Genomic DNA, 18,154 nt, shown 5'->3' on the forward strand with positions numbered 1-18,154 from the left:
CCGACACCGCGCCCCGCCTTTCAAACAGCCGTTTTCCGGTTGTTGCCGCTGGGGCCATCGATACGTACACGCACCCTTGAGTGGCTGACAGCGCTCGGGTAATGTCATTAGACCCATAGGACAGAGCACGCCCATGACTTCCAAGCTGGAACAACTCAAACAAATGACCACCGTGGTTGCCGACACCGGCGACTTCGAAGCTATCGCTCGCGTTAAACCCGTGGACGCTACCACCAACCCTTCCCTGCTGCTCAAAGCGGCGGCCATTTCCGGTTATGCCGAGTTGCTGAACGCGTGCGTCAGTGACTGCAAAGGCGATGTTGGCCTGGCCAGCGACCGTTTTGGCGTTGCGGTAGGGCTAGAAATTCTGAAGGTGATCCCTGGCCGTATTTCCACCGAAGTGGATGCGCGCCTGTCGTTCGACACTGACGCCGTATTGAAGCGTGCGCACCGTCTGATCGACCTGTACGACAAGGCCGGCATTGGCCGTGACCGCGTGCTGATCAAGATCGCTTCTACCTGGGAAGGCATCCGTGCCGCCGAGACACTGGAAAAGGAAGGCATCCAGACCAACCTGACGTTGCTGTTCTCGTTCGCTCAGGCTGCGGCGTGTGCTGAGGCAGGGGTGTTCCTGATTTCGCCGTTCGTGGGTCGTATCTACGACTGGTACAAGAAGGCCAATGGTAACGACTACACCGGCGCGGATGATCCGGGCGTGCAGTCGGTGACGCGCATCTACAACTACTACAAGGCCAATGACTATAAGACTGTGGTCATGGGCGCGAGCTTCCGTAACCTGAATCAGATCGAGCAGCTGGCGGGTTGTGACCGTCTGACCATCAGCCCGGATTTGATTGATAAGCTGGCGGCGGATACCGGCAAGCTGGAACGCAAATTGGCGCCGGGCCATGCCGGTGAAGCACGTTTGAGCCTGAATGAAGCGCAGTTCCGTTGGTTGTCCAACGAGGACGCGATGGCGACCGAGAAATTGGCTGAGGGTATTCGTCAGTTTGCTCGCGACCAGGAAAAACTCGAAGCATTGTTGCAAGCCAAGCTCTGATCCAATAAGAGCAAACGCAAAAAGGGCAACCCCTCATAGGTTTGCCCTTTTTTGTGTGCGGTCTCTTATGGTATCAGTGACGCTCGAGGGCGTTCACCAGATCATGGAATGCTTCACGATTGGAGTCGTTGAGGCCCATGAGGATCTTGTGTGCTTCGAGCACTTTGATCCGCACCACTTCTTCGGACTGATCCTGATCTGGCAGGTCGGTCAGGCACTCGGGGCACGGGATCGGGCGGTCAACGATGTTGAACACCTGCTCGAAGCCCATGGACTGCAGCAGACGGGTGATGTCTTCGTGGGTGGTGACGACGGTCGGCAGCAGGCCGACCTTTTGCCGCGACAGGATCGACAGTTTGGCCAAAAGGCCAAGGGTGGTGCTGTCGATGCTGCGGGTTTCGGTCAGGTCGATCACGATCGCATTGAAGTTCAACGCCGTGAAGATCCGCTCAATAGTCGCATCCAACGCCGAACACAGGGTCAGGCGAACTTCACCGACGAACTTCAGGACGAAGGTGCCATCCTGCTCGGCGAACTGGATTCTACCGGTACTCATTGAAGATTCCTGCTCAACACCAACAGGGCGATATCATCCGGCATCTCCCCTAGCGTGGCCAATCCAAAAACCTGCCGCAGACCATCCAGGCTGCCGCCCGCTGCTTTGACCCGTTGGGGCAAAGCCGCTTCTTTCTCTTTGAGTGTAGGTTCTGGCAAAAGGTCCAGGATGCCGTCAGACATCAGCGTCAGGCTGAACGTCGGCGGCAGCTCCAGTACGTGGTCTTCGTAGGTGGCTTCATTAAATAGGCCGACCGGCAGACCACGCCCTTCCAGATAACGAACACTGTCTGGCGTGTACAACACAGGCAACGGCAAATGACCACCGATGCTATAGGTCAACAAACCTGTCTCCTCGTCGATGACTCCACCGACCATCGTGACGTGTTTGCCCAGCTTACAACTGATCAGGCCTCGGTTGATATGACCAAGGACCTCTGAAGGCTTGAATTCCGGCAATGTGCCGCTGCGCTTGGACTCGAACAGCAAGCGCGTGGTCATGAACTTCAGCAGCACGGTAACGAAGGCTGAAGAGGCGCCATGACCGGAAACGTCCGCCAGGTAGAAGGCTACCCGACGCTCGTCGACCCGAAAGTAGTCAACGAAATCACCCGACAGGTACAGCGACGGGATGATCTGGTGAGCAAACTGGAACTCGTCGATGGTCCAGGGACTAACCGGCAGCATGTTCATCTGCACCTGGCGACCGGCGTTCTGGTCTTCCTGGAGCAGGTTCAGGCTGGCGGCGAGCTCGCGGTTGGCCTTTTCCAGCTTCTCGCGGTAGCGCTGGTTTTCCAGCAGCAGGCGCGCACGATCCAGGGCCCGGCGCACAGAGTGCTCGAGCACGGCAAGATCTTCGAGAGGCTTGATCAGGTAGTCCGCAGCGCCCAGGCGCAGGGCCTCGACCGCGTCGTTCATCACGCCGGCACCCGAAACCACGATTACCGGGGTTTGTGGCGACAGCCCGGTGACTTGGCGAATGAGTTCGAGCCCGCCCATCTGCGGCATACGCAGATCGCAGATGACCAAGTCGGGCTTGTTTTGCTCGAATACCTGAAGACCCTGCTGGCCATTGCTGGCCTGCAGGACACTGAAACCACTGTCTTCCAAGTAGGCCGCGAGGCTCGCGCGCACTACTTCGTCATCATCGATTATCAGCAGCGTGGCACTGGTTTTTGGCATGTGGGCAAACGGCGCCAGAATTAGGTTGGCGTAGCAGGCAGGGGCTTTGTCCCGGCTCACACTACTGGATTCGCTTTCTAGCCTCTCTACTGCACTGTTTTCGAGCCTTTGCCCTACACACAGGTACACCAGAGGTGCCCTTCTAAGGCGCAGACGGTACTCCCATCCGCGGGGCGTTTCAAGCTCACGCCGATGGTCGCTTGACGTCTTTCCATTTCAAATCACCGGGAGTTATAAGAACAGGCAAAACCGTAACGTAATGGAAGGTTCGAACCCCTGCGTCAAACCGGTCCCGGAGGCTCAACGAAAGAAGGCAGCCAACTGGCCGCCTTCTCGGTTTTACAGGTCGAGATCAAAAATCGTCTTCGACCTGGCCGTCTTTGACTTTGAATTCGCGATTTTGCAAATACGCATTGCGGATGAAGGTGTACTTGTCGCCGCTGATCAGCTTCTCGGCCGACAGCAGGCTGGCGCGGGTATCGACAATGTTCAGACCGAAGACCGAGTTACGCACGGGCACGTCGTGGATGTACGGGTACGGGCCGGTGTAGCCGTCGACATACTTGGACGGCGCGTCACGTAGCGTGCTTGGCCCCAACAACGGCAACATCGCGTACGGGCCGCTGCCCACACCCCAGTAGCCGAGTGTCTGGCCGAAGTCTTCGTCACTGCGTTGCAGACCCATTTTGGTGCCCACGTCGATGAAGCCCAGCAGGCCGAAGGTGGTGTTAAAGATCAAGCGTGCGGTATCGACGCCAGCGGCGGCCGGTTTGGCCTGCAAGATGTTGTTGGCAAGGTTGGTGACATCACCGACGTTGCGGAACATGTTGTGAATGCCGTCTTCAAGAAACTGTGGCGTCACGAACTGATAGCCTTGCGCCAAAGGCTTCAGTGCATAAGTATCGACTACGTCGTTGAACGTGTAGATCGGGCGGTTGATGCTTTCCCAAGGGTCGTCTTCCGAGGCTGCCTGGGCAACGAACGGAACCAGCAATACACTGGCAAACACACAAAGCTGAGCTAGATGATTGCTCCAGCGCATAGAAAAACTCCTTGGTTGTACTGGCGCGGGCGCTTGGCCCAAGCGTGAAGCTGGCTAGTATAAGACGGAAAAGCCGCTTAAGGCAGCACCGTGCGAGGCAGCCTATTGGATCATTCGCGATAATTGTGAGCGATTCACATCAGTGTCACTCAACTGTCACCGTCGCCCCCTAGCCTTGAGGCTATTTCAGGGATGTTGATATGCCGCACGCCGAAACATTGCCCCACATTGCGCCCAGCCTGACCGCCGTGCTGTTCGGACTCAGTGGTTGCCTGGTGGATTTCGGCGCACGCACGCGTACGCAAAACAGCCACTCTGCCGTGCACGCCGAAGCCACGCCCGGTGCGCTGGATAGCCTGCGCAGCTTGCAGCATCAGCAGATTCCCTGTGCCTGGCTCGACGAACTCCCCCCTGCCCTCAGCGATTCCCTGGCCGCCGCATTGCCTTCATGGATCAAACCCTCGCAATACCCCGAAACAAACAATCCATGGCCGGCACCGCATGCCTGCTGGCAAGCCTTGATGACGCTGAATGTTGAACGACTGGAGGGTTGCGTGCTGGTCAGCGGCGAACCGCGATTGCTGCAAGCGGGGCTCAATGCCGGGTTGTGGACGATTGGTCTGGCGTCCTGCGGCTCACTCTGCGGCCTGGCACCCAACGACTGGCAGGCGCTGACTCAGCAGGAACGGGAATTCAAACGCGGCAAGGCAACGGTGCAACTGTTCGGTCTGGGTGTGCATTCGGTGATCGATCACCTCGGTGAACTTGATACTTGCCTGGCAGATATCAGCCTGCGCCGACTCAAGGGCGAAAAGCCCTGATGGAGATCATGCAGGTTGCGCGCGAGTGGATTAATCTAAAGGTCAAGCCATAGACCTTTGGCGTGCTGCTGCGGTCTATGCCAGTGCCTATCGATAAAAGGAAGAACGCCATGCCTGCCCGCGAACTGCAACAACAGCTCAATACTCTGCGCGAGCAATTGGAACAGAATCCACCGCTGACCGAAGCCGAGCGCGAAGACCTGCACGCGCTGATGGCACAAATCGAACGTGAGCTTGAACTTGAAACCAAAACCCAGGACACCAACCTCGCCGACAATGTGAACCTGGCCGTCGAACGCTTCGAAATAGAACACCCGACCCTGGCCGGCACCTTGCGCAACATCGTGCAAGCGCTGGGAAATATGGGAATCTGAATCCGCCGAATACGCAAAAAGCCCCGCCAGTGATTTATTTCCCCCACTTGGAAATGCATAGTTAGGGTCTTTTCAGGTTTTTGCTATACCAATACCCCTCTCCGAGGGGTATTTTTTTGCTCTTCGAATGTGAAAGCCATCCCGTGATCTAACTCGGCCTCACAGAGACGCCCCACCAACTCTCGCAGATCGAGATCGTTCAACTGATTAATTTCATTAGGGATGATGTTGAACATTTTTCCTCGTCTAAGTGGCCAGGGATCATATGGTATTTGCAGTACGGTACCGGCTCACGAGCACAAGTTCTTAACAGCGGGTAGGCAAAGGGGGAAACCATGACAACGCACAAATTAACCATTAAAGAATTGCAGTTGAACGTTTCAATCCGCGGCCAAGGCTCACCGCTGCTCTTGCTCAACGGCCTGGGTGGGTTGATCCGTACCTTCGATCCCCTGCGCGATGAACTGGTGGACTACAGGACCATTACGTTGGATGTGCCCGGGGTCGGCAAATCGCAAATGCCCCGCTGGCCGATGCGTCTGCCGCGCCATGCCGACCTGATCGCCGAGATGCTCAAGCAATTGGGAATCGACCAGGTCGATGTGTTCGGCGTGAGTTGGGGCGGTGCGTTGGCGCAAGAATTTGCCCTGCGTTACCCGAGCATGGTGCGCCGGCTGATCCTCGCGGCGACCTCGGCCGGCCCGGCGATGCTGGTGAAGCCCGCCGACATCCTGGATTTTTTTGGCAGGAGCAAAAGCGCCAAACTGCGCAAGCAAGAAGGCTCGCGCAATTCGATACAGACGCTGCTGCGCTTCGGTGTGGTGAACGGCATGCTGACGGTCAACCCGCGAACCTATTACCACCAGCTCACCGCCTTGGTCGGCTGGACCAGCCTGCTGCGGCTGTTCCGTCTGCGCCAGCGCACGCTGATCCTCACCGGCGAACGCGACACCCTGGTGCGGCAGTACAACGCGCACATCCTGCGCCGCACCATTCGCCGTGCCGAACTGCAAGTCCTGCAGGGCGAGGGGCATTTTTTCGTGGTGACCAGCGCCAGGAGAACCGCCGAAGCGATACGCGAATTCCTCTGCCGGCAGCACGGCGATGAAGAGCCCGCGCCGATATCGCCAACGGCATGTTCAAGCCACGCCTGCTGCAATCCGAGCGGAATTGATCGCTGATGCCTGCTAATGGGCTTGCCCAAGGGCCCACTAGCAGGCCATTGAAAACGTAGGTGAGGGCAGGCAAGACAAAGCAAAAACGGCCGAAAAAGCGGAGTATACGAGCTGTAAATGAGCATTTTGAGGCCGTCTTTAACGCTGTATTGTCAACGCAGATAGTTTTTCAACGGCCTGTTAGCTTCGTGTCCCCAACGTAAGCCCGGACTTACGCCATTAATCATGTGTATCGGGTGGCCAATCTGATTCGCCAACATAGATAACCGCCCAGCCGCCACTCAGATTTATAAGCGCAGCCCGGCCAGCTAAGCCGCGCTATTATCCCGCCAATTAAAACGGGAAGATAACTATGCTCAACGGCTTGTGGTTGGGGTTTTTCGTGGTGGCGGCGATTGCCGGCTTTTCCCGCTGGTTGCTGGGGGATGATCCGGCGGTATTTGCCGCAATGGTCGAAAGCCTGTTCGCCATGGCCAAGCTGTCGGTCGAAGTCATGGTCCTGCTGTTCGGCACCCTGACGCTCTGGCTTGGCTTCCTGCGCATCGCCGAGAAGGCCGGCCTGGTCGATGTGCTGGCGCGCCTGCTGAGCCCGCTGTTCGCCCGCTTGATGCCGGAAGTGCCGCGCGGCCACCCGGCCCTGGGCCTGATCACCCTGAGTTTCACCGCCAACGGCCTGGGCTTGGACAACGCCGCCACGCCCATCGGCCTGCGGGCGATGAAGGCCTTGCAGGAACTCAACCCGAGCAACATCGCGGCGAGCAACGCCCAGGTGCTGTTCATGGTGATGAACGCCTCGTCCTTCGTCCTGCTGCCGGTGTCGATCTTTATGTACCGCACCCAGCAAGGGGCGGCGGATCCGGCCATGGTGTTCCTGCCGATCCTGCTGGCCAACAGCGTCTCCACCCTCAGCGGGCTGCTGTCGGTGGCCGTGATGCAGCGCCTGAAACTCTGGGACCCGGTGCTACTGGCGTGGTTCGGCGCGGGCGCGCTGCTGCTCGGTGGCTTTATGGCGATACTCGCCGGGCTTTCAGCGACCGCGCTGGCGGCGCTCTCCTCGCTGCTCGGCAACCTGACCCTGTTCGGCCTGATCCTGACCTTCCTACTGCTGGGCGCGTTAAAGCGGGTGGCGGTCTACGAGACCTTCGTCGAGGGCGCCAAGGAAGGTTTCGAGGTGGCGAAAAACCTCCTACCCTACCTGATCGCCATGCTCTGCGCCGTGGGTGTACTGCGCGCCTCCGGTGCCCTGGACCTGGCGCTCGACGGCATCCGCTGGCTGGTCGAGGGCCTAGGTTGGGATACGCGCTTCGTCGAGGCGCTGCCCACCGGCATGGTCAAACCCTTCTCCGGCAGCGCGGCGCGCGCCATGCTGATCGAGACCATGCAGACCCACGGCGTCGACAGCTTCCCGGCGCTGGTCGCCGCGACCATGCAGGGCAGCACCGAGACCACCTTCTATGTGCTGGCGGTGTACTTCGGCTCAGTCGGCCTGCAACGCGCCCGCCATGCCGTGGGCTGCGCCCTGCTGGCGGATCTGGTCGGGGTGGTGGCCTCGATTGTGGTGTGCTACTGGTTTTTCGGCTAAGGGACACCCAGGGATTACCCCATGCTGTTGCGGTGACTACCGCCGACGTCACCGACCGCAAAGGGGCACTGCTGACGCTCAAGCGTTGCAACAAAAGGCCAACGCCGACGGTCGGCATCAAACGACCCCGAGCCGTCGTTCGCTTACTCCGCAAGCTGACGGAGACTGATCCGAGTCAGCAGTATTGTCGTGAGAGATCGCAAGGGCGCGCTAATTGATCTGCACGATGACTTCGCCTTCCGTGACGACCGGCGGGTTCGCGTGGACATTCGAAGCGTTTTTCTGAATCCAGTCGCGCGCGACTTTCGAGCTCTCATCGGTGCCGGCCTTGTCCGTGCAAACAGTCACCGACATACCGCCATCACCGTTAGGTAGCAGTGTGTAGCTTACGAGGCCAGACACTTTGCGCAGGGCAGCTTCGACGTCGGACTTGTGCTCTTCTAAAATATCGAAAAGCTGCTTTGCGCCAGCACCCGAGTAGGTTCTGATTACCGCATGCATATTCATCTCCTTTGTGAGTTACCGTCTGAATGCCAATCCAGATCCGCGGATGGCCGCTATCACTCAGGTTTCAGTTCGTCCCGATTTGTTCAGCTTAGCCAAACGTCGGCGACAAGCGAAATGCAACGACCACCGGCAGCTCTTGGCCGATTTCTGCCTGTCGCCACCGTCGGTTTCGGCCGGTCAGATCGAATCCAAATAGGATGCACAAGTCCGTGCAGCTATCCACGCTGAGGATGGAAGTCCGGACGCAAAGCCTCACGTGAGTATAAATCCCGTAATCGGCATAGGGGACGGCCTTCATAGGCCGTTCCCCTGCCACACCACCCGGCATGCGGTTCCGCACCGGGCGGTTCGAGAGATTGAGGTCAGGAGAGACGCGGCAAACCCATCCTGTCGAAACTCGCTATATCTAGCACCCGATTGAGCTCAAGAGCGCTATTGCGCCACCAGCCGCGAGAGTTTCCCGCCACTTTGCGAGCAACAGCCTCACTTGCCCCCAACTTGCGCAGCTCGCGATAGATCGTTGAGCTTCTCCGCCCTTGCTTGAGCTGGATTGCCCGTAGTCGGTGCCGTATCCATTCATCCAGCTCTCGCCAGACTCTCGGGGTTTTGCGACAAGCCGAAGTAAGCTTTCCAGCCAAGCATGTAGGGCCTTAATCGGTCGACAACTTGTTGCAAGCTGCGGCCACCTGAGCGCCGGGTAAACCAGCGGATGCACTGTTTGAAGCGCTGACGCGCTTTGACCGCTACTGCCCTTTTGACGCCTTTTGGAGAAGCCCAAAACGCATACCCTAGAAACTTGCGACCAAATGCACTCGCCACCGCACTCTTGCTCTCGTTGACGCTCAAGTGCAGCTTTTCATACATGCGCTTCAGCAAAGTCATCACCCGCTGACCAGCCTTGCGGCTGCGAACATACACATTCGCATCGTCGGCATAGCGCACAAAACAATGGCCTCGACGTTCAAGCTCACGATCCACTTCGTCTAGCAGCACATTCGCCAGCAGCGGCGACAGCGGGCCGCCTTGTGGCGCCCCGCGGCGGCTTTTCTCGACCACGCCATTGATCAGCGTTCCCGCATCCAGATAAGCCCGGATCAGGCGAATAACCGCCCGGCCCGCGATCCTTTTGCCTAGACGATCAATCAAGATGTCGTGATCGACCCGGTCGAAGAACTTCTCCAGATCAACATCCACCACCACTTTGCGCCCTGAAGACACATGGCGCTGGGCCGCCAAAACGGCGTCCTGCGCGCAGCGTCCCGGGCGAAAGCCGTAGCTGTGCTCACTGAACGTCGGATCGAGTAGCGGTTGCAGGACTTGCAGCAGTGCTTGTTGGATCAAACGGTCAGTGACCGTTGGGATACCCAACTCGCGCTCACCGCCGTCAGGCTTGGGAATGACCACACGCCGTACCGGACGAGGCCGGTAGACGCCTGAAAGATGCTGTTCGCGAATCGCCGCCCACTGGGTCAGCAGATGTTCGGCGGTCTGTTCAATGTCCAGACCATCAACTCCTGCTGCGCCTTTGTTGGCCTTGACTCGTTTCCACGCCCGCTTCAGGTTTTCTCTCGCAAAGGCCCGCTCCAGCAGCCCTTGCCCTGCGTTGTCGGTTTCATTTTGCGGGCGATTGACCTCGTCGCTGACGGAGCTTCTCACGGCTTCACCGTTCGCAGTCTCCATCCGCCCCGCGTTTGGCAGGCATCTGACTTTCGGTCGTTCGCATCAACATGGCCTATAACGCTCTCTCTCGTTCGGCCCTTCGTCTAAAAAAAACTACTACGGCCTCTGCTGACTTCTCGCTCCGGCTGGCCGTCGCCCTTTCAGGCACAAGGCGAGATCTCCCCAGGTAAGAACGCAATCCTTCACCACACAACCGCCGGATTTACGCAGCCTGATCCTTGACCACAAGAGCTTCGCGATTTTATGCCCGCTCGCCCTGATCGGCTCCGCCTTGTATCCGATTCTTGTACATCGGCTCATGGCTTCGATTCACGCTTCCTTCCCACACTCGGTCGCCCTTATGCAGTTGCGCTTCACTTCGTTCGCTGTGGTCAGCTTACGGCGGGACTTTCACCCACAAGATTGCGCCCATGCTGGGCGCACATAAAAAAAGCGCCGACATCGCTGTCGGCGCTTAGGAGTTGCGATGGCTTACGATGTATTTTTGCATCGCAAGGCATTGATGCTCGAAAGCTTACACCTGCTAGACCTCCTGTACTAACTCACGAAACTATGTACCGTCAGGGTATACGTCAAGATCAGCGGGGCTTTTTTGCTCTTACTGGCGGACCAGCCGATGGTTCGGTAGCTGCACTTCTTCAGTGCTGCGATACGGGTTGATGTCCAACCCACCACGCCGCACATACCGCGCATACACCGTCAATTTCTCCGGTTTCAGCAACCGTTGCAGGTCGAGGAAAATCCGCTCCACGCACTGCTCGTGGAAGTCGGAGTGCTGGCGGAAGCTCACGATGTATTCCAGCAAACTCGCGTGATCCAGCGCCGCGCCACGGTATTCCACTGCTACGCTACCCCAGTCCGGCTGACTGGTGACCGGGCAGTTGGATTTGAGCAAATGACTGTGCACGCTCTCCTCCACAATGCGCGATTCATCGCAACGCAGCAGTTCCGGACGCGGATGCTCATAGTTGCTGACGCTGATATCCAGATCATCGATGCACACACCCGGCAACGCCACGACGCCTTCGGCCTCGACGTCCTTGAGGCTGCGAATCCGCACGCCGACCGGTTTACCGGCAGCGGCCGACAGGTCTTTGACCAGCGTCGATTCGAGGCTTGCAGTGTCGTCAAACGGCGTCTGGTTCAGGGAGTTGAGATACAGCTTGAACGACTTCGACTCGATGATATTCGGTGAATCCGCCGGGATGCTGAATTCGCCAATGGCCACCACTGGCTTGCCCGACGACAATAGCCACGACAATTCGAAGCAGTTCCAGAAATCCACGCCTTTGTAGGGCAGGGTTTCAGCCGTCAGGCCCAGTTCGGCCCACTTCGCGGTGCGCGGGATCGGGAACAGCAACGACGGTGTGTAGGTGGCGATGTATTCGCTGGATTTGCCCAGCGGCGAGTGTTCGGCTGCGGGATGCATGGCGGAAACCTGACTGAAGAATCAGCGGATTCTACCAGTCTTTGCTCCCTCCTTTGAGTGCTTACTGACTGACAGTCAACTTGCCGACCATCCCGGCCTGGTAATGACCGGGGATGTTGCAGGCAAATTCCAGGTTGGTCGCCTTGCTGAAGGTCCAGGTCAGCTCGGTTGTTTTGCCCGGCTCGACGAGCACGCTATTAGGGTCGTCGTGTTTCATACCATGCCCTTGAGATGAGTGCTCCATACCGGGAATTGAGCCGTGGTCCATATCCGCAATGCCTGTCGGCGTGAGCATGCCGCTCTGCTGCATCTTCATCATTTCCTGCTGATGCCTGGCATGCATCACCGCGCCACCAAGGTTGAATTCGTGCAACAACGGGTCTTTATTCACCAGCACAAAACGAACCGTCTCACCGGCCTTGATATCAATCGCCTTGGGAGTGAACGACATGTCACCCATGACGACTTCAACGCTACGAGTCGCCAAGGCCGCCGGGGCCGGTTGACCGAAGTCATAGGTCTGCGCCGGGGAAGCCCACGCTGGCGAGCTCAGCGCCAGCAAACAGGCAGCCCGCACCAGGGATTTGCGCAAAAACATAGTCATACTCCAACAAGGTAAGGTTCAGCCTGTGGAAAACTCTAAACTGCTGCGACTGCCCGCAACCTGACAGCCAGATTACAATTTTGTCAGGCTGGCCTGTATTAACGCCGCCCACGGTATAAAGCGTTCGTTCCATTCGCCCCGAGTCGCCCATGAAACTGCTGATTGTCGAAGACCAACCGAAAACTGGCCACTACCTGCGCCAGGGCCTGACCGAGGCCGGTTTCAACACTGAACTGGTGGCGGACGGCAGCTCCGGCCAGCAACTGGCGCTGACGGGCGATTACGCCCTGTTGATTCTCGATGTGATGCTGCCCGGTCGCGATGGCTGGCAGATTCTGCAAGCGGTGCGCGGTGCCGGCCTCGACACACCGGTTCTGTTTCTTACAGCGCGAGACGCGGTGGAGGACAGGGTCCACGGCCTCGAACTGGGCGCCGACGATTACCTGGTCAAACCTTTCGCGTTCTCCGAACTGATGGCCCGGGTCCGCAGCCTATTGCGCCGCGGTAGCGCCACACCTCAGGAAACCAGTCTGCAACTGGCGGACTTGCGCCTTGACCTGATCCGCCGCCGCGTCGAGCGCAACGGTCAGCGCATCGACCTGACGGCCAAGGAATTCGCCCTGCTGGAAATGCTCCTGCGCAGGCAAGGCGAAGTCCTGCCCAAGTCACTGATCGCTTCCCAGGTCTGGGACATGAATTTCGACAGTGACACCAATGTCATCGAAGTGGCGATCCGTCGTTTGCGCCTGAAGATCGACGATGAATTCCCCAACAAGTTGATCCACACCGTACGTGGCATGGGTTACGTCCTTGAAGAGCGCCACGCCTGATGCGTCGACTTTCGTTAAGCAGCCGTCTGGCGCTGCTGTTTGCGGCGTGCACCGCCGTAGTTTCATTATTCGCCGGGGTGTTGTTCAGCCGGGCCAGTGAAGCGCATTTCGTTGAACTCGATCAGCAGCTGCTGGACGGCAAGTTGATAGGTTTGCGCCGAGCACTTCATGACATTCAGTCGAGTGAAAGCGAAGTCAAGCTGGCCGATGAATTGAGCCGACAGGCTGATCTGTCGCTGCGGATCACCGGCAGCGACGGCAAACGCTGGTATGACAGTTCAACGCGCCTGCCCCAGGCATTGCCTACCCAACCGGGTTTGTCCACGGTGAGCAACAACGGTACTGATTACCGCGTCCTCAACGCTCCGCTTTACCTCGACAAACCCGAATCGCCGCAGTTGACCTTGCTGCTGGACATCACCCATCACCAGCACTTTCTGCAACGCATGCAACACCTGATCTGGCTGACCGTCGGTTTGTCAGCACTGGCCACGGCCCTGCTCGGTGCGTGGGCAGCGCGCAGCGGATTGCGGCCATTGCGGCGCATGAGTGCAGTGGCGAGCGGTGTTTCAGCGCAATCGCTCAATGCACGGCTGCCAGTAGAAAACATGCCGCCAGAACTCGCGGAAATGGCCCACAACTTCAACGCCATGCTCGGACGCCTTGACGACTCTTTTCAACGGCTCTCGGCCTTTTCCGCCGACATCGCCCATGAATTGCGCACGCCATTGTCGAACCTGCTGACCCACACCCAGGTCACCCTCACCCGCCCACGTCCCATCGAGGATTACCGCGAAGCACTGCACAGCAACCTCGAAGAACTGCAATGGATGGCGCAACTGGTCAACGACATGTTGTACCTGGCCAAGGCTGACCACGGGTTGTTGATGCCCAAGCGCGAACCGCTGGAGCTGGCGGAAGAAGCGGATCTATTGCTGGAGTTTTTTGCGCCGCTGGCGGAGGACGCTCAAGTCAGGTTGAGTCGTGAAGGTAGTGCGCGCATGGAGGGCGATCGCAGCATGTTGCGTCGGGCGCTTTCCAATTTGCTGGACAATGCGTTGCGGTGTACGCCTGCCCAAGGCGAGGTTCGGGTGCGGATAGTCGAGCAAGCCAAAGGATTGAGCGTGACGATTGAGAACAGTGGAGACGGAATTGACGGGGCGTTGCTGCCGCGCTTGTTCGATCGCTTCTACCGGGCTGATCCGGCGCGCCAGGAAGGCAGTAGTGAACATGCAGGACTGGGGTTGGCGATTACTCAGTCAATCATCCGTGCCCATGGCGGGCAGATTCGTTGCGAATCGGATAACGGGTGGACACGGTTTGTGATTGAGTTGCCGCGAACCTGATCGTTCCCACTCTGCCGTGGGAACGATCATAGGTGACTTACGAATACCGCAACGCGTGAGCAGGTTCGATCTTCGCCGCACGCCATGCCGGGTAAACGGTGGCGAGGAAGCTCAGAATGAAACCCGCCGAGCAGATCAACAACACATCCCCACCCTGCAGTTCAGACGGCAAGTTACTGACGAAGTACACGTCGGAACTGAAGATGTGCTGTCCGCTGACCCGCTCCATCCAGCCCACCAGTTCACTGACATTAAGCGCCGCAATCACGCCGAGCACGCCACCGATCAAAGTGCCGACAATCCCGATCACCGTGCCCTGGACCATGAAGATCGCCATGATTTGTCCCGGCGTGGCACCAATGGTGCGCAGGATCGCGATGTCCGCGCCCTTGTCGTTCACCACCATGATCAGGGTTGCGATGATGTTGAACGCCGCCACCGCGACGATCATCAGCAACAGCAGGCCGATCATGGTTTTTTCCATTTTCATCGCGCTGAACAGACTGCCCTGAGTGTGGGTCCAGTCGTCAGCCTTGTAAGCGGTGCCCAGCCCGCCAGCAATATCGCTGGAAACCTTCGGCGCCGCGTACAAATCCTTCACCGCCAGGCGCACGCTCTGCACCTGATTCGGCGCCCAGTGCTGCATCTGCGCGGCATCGGCCACGTGGATCAGCGCCATGGAACCGTCCAGTTCGGCGCCGACCTTGAACACGCCGACCACGTTCAACCGCTGCATGCGCGGGGTGATGCCGCCCGGTGCGTTGCTGATTTCCGGCACGATCAGGGTGATCTTGTCGCCGACGTTCAAGCGGAAGCGGCGTGCCGTGATCTCGCCGATCACCACGCCGAACTCACCCGGTTTCAAGGCATCGAGACGGCCCTGAACAATGTGCTGGGCGACGATCGATACCTTGCCTTCCAGCGCCGGATCAACGCCGCTGACCTGGATCGGCTGCATCGTCCCCTTGTAGGACAGCATGCCTTCCATCTCGGTGAACGGCACGGCGGCCGTCACTTCAGGGTTCTTCATGGCCGCAGCGGCGACGGGCTGCCAATCATCGATCGGATTGACGCCGACGATCGTCGCGTGAGGCACCATGCCGAGGATGCGCGAGCTCATTTCGCGCTGGAAGCCGTTCATCACCGACAGCACCACGATCATCGCCAGCACGCCCAGGGCGAGGCCGATCATCGAGGTCATCGAGATGAAGGAAACAAAGCGATTGCGGCGCTTGGCGCGGGTATAGCGCGTGCCGATAAAGATCGATAACGGTCTGAACATTCGCTGGGGCACCGTATAAAAATAAAAGACCCGACGCACTTTTCAGTACGCCGGGTTTCGGTCAATCAGATGGGCGTCAGGCAACCTTCCTGCAAATGCAGGACGCGATCCATCTGGCGAGCCAGGTTCATGTCGTGAGTCACCACCAGGAACGCCGTGCGCATCGAGGTGCTGAGTTCCAGCATCAAATCCTGAATGCCCTGGGCAGTGTGGGAGTCGAGGTTGCCGGTCGGCTCGTCGAGCATCACCAGGCCTGGCTTGTTCACCAGGGCGCGGGCGATGGCCACACGCTGGCGTTCGCCACCGGACAGTTCCGAAGGCTTGTGTTCCAGACGATGGCCCAGCCCTACCCGCTCCAGCAACGCGGTGGCACGCTGACGTGCTTCAGGGATCGCGGTTTTGCCGATCAGCAGCGGCATGCAGACGTTTTCCAGTGCGGTGAACTCGGGCAGCAAGTGATGGAACTGGTACACGAAGCCGAGGGAACGGTTACGCAGCAGGCCACGGTTCTTCTCGCTCAGTGCCGAGAGTTCTTCGCCGTCGAGCCAGACGCTGCCCTTGGTCGGCGTATCGAGGCCGCCCAGCAGATTGAGCAACGTACTTTTGCCCGAACCCGAGGTGCCGATAATCGCCACGCGCTCACCCGGATGCAGTTCCAGTTGCAGACCCGCCAGAACCTCAACCGACTCCGGGCCTTCCTCGTAGGATTTGCCCAGGTTGCGGCAGCTCAAGATTGCTTTATCACTCATGCCCGACTCACTCATAACGTAGCGCCTCCGCAGGCTGGGTGCGCGCGGCACGCCAGGCTGGATACAGGGTGGCGAGGAAACTCAGGACCAACGCGGCGGCGCAGACCATCAACACATCCTGGCTCTGCACTTGCGACGGCAGGTAATCGATGAAGTACACGTCGGCGTTGAGGAACTTGTGCCCGATCAGGCCTTCGAGGGCCGAGATCGCGGCGCTGACGTTCAGCGCCGCGAAGATCCCGACCACGGCGCCGATCAGCGTACCGATCACACCAATGACCGTGCCCTGGACCATGAAGATCGCCATGATCTGCCCTGGCGTGGAGCCAAGGGTGCGCAGAATCGCGATGTCGCCCTTCTTGTCGTTCACCACCATCACCAGTGTGGAAATAATGTTGAACGCAGCGACGGCGACGATCAGCAGCAACAGCAAACCGATCATGGCTTTTTCCATACGGATCGCTTGATACAGATTGCCGTGGCTGCGCGTCCAGTCGCGGGCATAAAAATGGTCTTCGCCGAGCTCCTGGGCGATAGTCCACGCGACGCGTGGCGCCTGGAACAGGTCATCGAACTTCAGGCGAATGCCCTGGACCTGATCCGGTTTCCAGCGATGCAATTTGGCCAGATCCTGAAGATTGGTGATGCCCAGGTAGCCATCCAGCTCGCCGGCGCCGACGTGGAAGATGCCGACCACCGTGAAGCGTTTCATGCGCGGGAACATCCCGGCCGGGGTCACGGTGACTTCAGGCGCCACAAACGTCAGCTTGTCACCGACCGCAGCGCCAAGCTTGGCCGCCGCCTTGTCGCCGATGACAATGCCGAAACTGCCCGGCGCCAGGTCGTCGAGTTTGCCCTGCTGCATGAAGTTATCAATGATCGAGACCTGGCGTTCCAGCGCAGGGTCGATGGCATTGAGCAGGACTTTGGAGACTTTGCCGTTGTTGGTCAGCAAACCCTGCATCTGGGTAAACGGCGCCACGGCCGTCACCTGCGGGTTCTGCTTGACCTTGGCGGCCAGGCTTTGCCAGTCGCTGATCGGCTCACCGGACTCGATGGTCGCGTGGGGCACCATGCCCAGCACGCGGGTGCGCATTTCATGATCGAAGCCGTTCATGACCGACAGCACAACGATCATCACGACCACGCCAAGGGCGAGTCCGATCATCGAGGTCAGGGAAATGAATGACACAAAATGATTGCGACGCTTTGCACGGGTATAACGCGTGCCAATAAATACGAAGAGAGGTCTGAACATGTCGGGGCTTGTTCGGAGGGAAAAGGAACGTCCTTGTGGCGGGGGTCGATAACCAGCTTTACACTCAGACCACCGCCGCTACCATGGGTTCGCCATGTCGACATTAGATGAAGAAGATCGCCGCGAATACTACCGTATCGAGGACACGATCGCACTGGAAATTCGGCCCCTGTCCGCTCCCGAAGCCGCAGGCCAGGAAGTGTTGCAGGATGCTTCTCCTCTGTTCAACTTGCTCAGCGAACTGCACCTGAGCGAATTCGAGTCACAGCACTTGTTGCGCCAAATCAGTGAGCGCGACCGGAACCTCGCGGCGTTCCTGAAATCTCAGAATAAACGCATCGATTTGCTGAGCCAGGTGATCGCAATCACCGTGCTCGGGCAGATCGGCGAGCCGCAGCCGGTAATTATTTCCGAAGGCGGGATCGAGTTTCAGCATCCGACGCCCATTGCCGAGGACGCACGCCTGTCGGTCAAACTGGTGCTGATGCCGCAAGCCCTCGGACTCTTGTTGCGGGCTCGCGTCACCCATTGCGATCGCAAAGGCGACGGCTACGACGTCGGTACCGAGTTCGAGTACCCGACCGATGCCCAGCGCCAATTGCTGGCCCGCTACATTTTGCAGAAGCAGGCTCAGGAACGACGTCTGGCCCGCGAACAAAACGAATCAGGCATTTAATT

Annotated in this window: 17 protein-coding genes and 2 pseudogenes; 9 read left to right on the plus strand and 10 right to left on the minus strand. The window is 58.6% G+C overall.

Going from position 1 to position 18,154, the window contains the following annotated elements; translation table 11 throughout:
- Window positions 1–133: 133 nt before the first annotated feature.
- Window positions 134–1,060: a transaldolase gene (gene tal / locus ACYZTU_RS19235; protein ID WP_461964739.1), complete on the plus strand. Its 927-nt coding sequence runs from the start codon at window positions 134–136 to the stop codon at window positions 1,058–1,060.
- A gap of 73 nt (window positions 1,061–1,133) precedes the next feature.
- On the opposite strand, the gene rssC is transcribed toward tal, so the two are convergent.
- The 3 genes from rssC to ACYZTU_RS19250 all read right to left on the minus strand — a co-directional run bounded on the left by rssC (window position 1,134) and on the right by ACYZTU_RS19250 (window position 3,839).
- Window positions 1,134–1,616, minus strand: coding sequence for an anti-sigma factor antagonist RssC (gene rssC / locus ACYZTU_RS19240; RefSeq protein WP_007935262.1), 483 nt, complete (start codon window positions 1,614–1,616; stop codon window positions 1,134–1,136).
- Window positions 1,613–2,797, minus strand: coding sequence for a two-component system response regulator RssB (gene rssB, locus ACYZTU_RS19245; protein ID WP_461964740.1), 1,185 nt, complete (start codon window positions 2,795–2,797; stop codon window positions 1,613–1,615). The genes rssC and rssB overlap by 4 nt, the downstream gene beginning before the upstream one ends.
- Window positions 2,798–3,149: 352 nt before the next feature.
- The gene (locus tag ACYZTU_RS19250) at window positions 3,150–3,839 is read right to left on the minus strand and encodes an MlaA family lipoprotein (RefSeq protein ID WP_461964741.1); all 690 of its coding nucleotides are present in this window, start codon (window positions 3,837–3,839) and stop codon (window positions 3,150–3,152) included.
- A 200-nt stretch (window positions 3,840–4,039) separates the two neighbouring features.
- Here ACYZTU_RS19250 and ACYZTU_RS19255 point away from each other — a divergent pair, with 200 nt between their 5' ends.
- The 5 genes and pseudogenes from ACYZTU_RS19255 to ACYZTU_RS19275 all read left to right on the plus strand — a co-directional run.
- A complete protein-coding gene (locus ACYZTU_RS19255) occupies window positions 4,040–4,660 on the plus strand; it encodes an HAD family phosphatase (RefSeq protein ID WP_461964742.1) in 621 nt (206 codons plus the stop codon).
- Between the two features lie 110 nt (window positions 4,661–4,770).
- A complete protein-coding gene (locus tag ACYZTU_RS19260; protein ID WP_461964743.1) occupies window positions 4,771–5,034 on the plus strand; it encodes a DUF4404 family protein in 264 nt (87 codons plus the stop codon).
- Window positions 5,035–5,369: 335 nt separating this feature from the next.
- Window positions 5,370–6,215 carry an alpha/beta fold hydrolase gene (locus tag ACYZTU_RS19265; protein ID WP_461964744.1) on the plus strand — a complete coding sequence of 282 codons (846 nt, stop codon included), beginning with the start codon at window positions 5,370–5,372 and terminating at the stop codon, window positions 6,213–6,215.
- A gap of 346 nt (window positions 6,216–6,561) precedes the next feature.
- Entirely contained in the window at window positions 6,562–7,791 is a 1,230-nt protein-coding gene (locus tag ACYZTU_RS19270; protein WP_461964745.1) for a nucleoside recognition domain-containing protein, read from the plus strand.
- Between the two features lie 2 nt (window positions 7,792–7,793).
- Window positions 7,794–7,880, plus strand: a pseudogene (locus tag ACYZTU_RS19275) (IS5/IS1182 family transposase); the annotation flags it as partial.
- Between the two features lie 121 nt (window positions 7,881–8,001).
- Here the strand turns inward: ACYZTU_RS19275 and ACYZTU_RS19280 are convergent.
- The 4 genes and pseudogenes from ACYZTU_RS19280 to copI form a co-directional block, all read right to left on the minus strand.
- Window positions 8,002–8,292, minus strand: coding sequence for a hypothetical protein (locus ACYZTU_RS19280; RefSeq protein ID WP_461964746.1), 291 nt, complete (start codon window positions 8,290–8,292; stop codon window positions 8,002–8,004).
- A 368-nt stretch (window positions 8,293–8,660) separates the two neighbouring features.
- Window positions 8,661–9,978, minus strand: a pseudogene (gene ltrA, locus ACYZTU_RS19285) (group II intron reverse transcriptase/maturase).
- 598 nt (window positions 9,979–10,576) lie between these two features.
- Window positions 10,577–11,407 (minus strand): NADPH-dependent 7-cyano-7-deazaguanine reductase QueF, encoded by an 831-nt coding sequence (queF, locus tag ACYZTU_RS19290; protein WP_461964747.1) that lies wholly within the window; start codon window positions 11,405–11,407, stop codon window positions 10,577–10,579.
- 61 nt (window positions 11,408–11,468) lie between these two features.
- On the minus strand, window positions 11,469–12,005 hold the full coding sequence (gene copI / locus ACYZTU_RS19295; protein ID WP_461964748.1) for a copper-resistant cuproprotein CopI: 537 nt from the start codon (window positions 12,003–12,005) through the stop codon (window positions 11,469–11,471).
- Window positions 12,006–12,160: 155 nt separating this feature from the next.
- On the opposite strand from copI, the gene ACYZTU_RS19300 reads away from it, so the two are divergent.
- Together ACYZTU_RS19300 and ACYZTU_RS19305 are read left to right on the plus strand one after the other, a co-directional pair.
- The gene (locus ACYZTU_RS19300; protein WP_461964749.1) at window positions 12,161–12,841 is read left to right on the plus strand and encodes a heavy metal response regulator transcription factor; all 681 of its coding nucleotides are present in this window, start codon (window positions 12,161–12,163) and stop codon (window positions 12,839–12,841) included.
- Window positions 12,841–14,187, plus strand: a complete 1,347-nt coding sequence (locus ACYZTU_RS19305; RefSeq protein ID WP_461964750.1) for a heavy metal sensor histidine kinase — start codon at window positions 12,841–12,843, stop codon at window positions 14,185–14,187. The genes ACYZTU_RS19300 and ACYZTU_RS19305 overlap by 1 nt, the downstream gene beginning before the upstream one ends.
- 37 nt (window positions 14,188–14,224) lie before the next feature.
- On the opposite strand, the gene ACYZTU_RS19310 is transcribed toward ACYZTU_RS19305, so the two are convergent.
- The 3 genes from ACYZTU_RS19310 to ACYZTU_RS19320 all read right to left on the minus strand — a co-directional run bounded on the left by ACYZTU_RS19310 (window position 14,225) and on the right by ACYZTU_RS19320 (window position 17,476).
- Window positions 14,225–15,469: a lipoprotein-releasing ABC transporter permease subunit gene (locus ACYZTU_RS19310; protein WP_449646009.1), complete on the minus strand. Its 1,245-nt coding sequence runs from the start codon at window positions 15,467–15,469 to the stop codon at window positions 14,225–14,227.
- Window positions 15,470–15,534: 65 nt separating this feature from the next.
- Window positions 15,535–16,218: a lipoprotein-releasing ABC transporter ATP-binding protein LolD gene (gene lolD / locus ACYZTU_RS19315; protein ID WP_282377618.1), complete on the minus strand. Its 684-nt coding sequence runs from the start codon at window positions 16,216–16,218 to the stop codon at window positions 15,535–15,537.
- Between the two features lie 7 nt (window positions 16,219–16,225).
- Window positions 16,226–17,476: a lipoprotein-releasing ABC transporter permease subunit gene (locus tag ACYZTU_RS19320; protein WP_461964751.1), complete on the minus strand. Its 1,251-nt coding sequence runs from the start codon at window positions 17,474–17,476 to the stop codon at window positions 16,226–16,228.
- A 94-nt stretch (window positions 17,477–17,570) separates the two neighbouring features.
- On the opposite strand from ACYZTU_RS19320, the gene ACYZTU_RS19325 reads away from it, so the two are divergent.
- Complete coding sequence (locus ACYZTU_RS19325; protein ID WP_461964752.1) at window positions 17,571–18,152, plus strand: PilZ domain-containing protein; 582 nt, start codon at window positions 17,571–17,573, stop codon at window positions 18,150–18,152.
- Window positions 18,153–18,154: the final 2 nt, after the last annotated feature.

The sequence above is a fragment of the Pseudomonas sp. HLT2-19-2 genome (genome assembly GCF_054898005.1).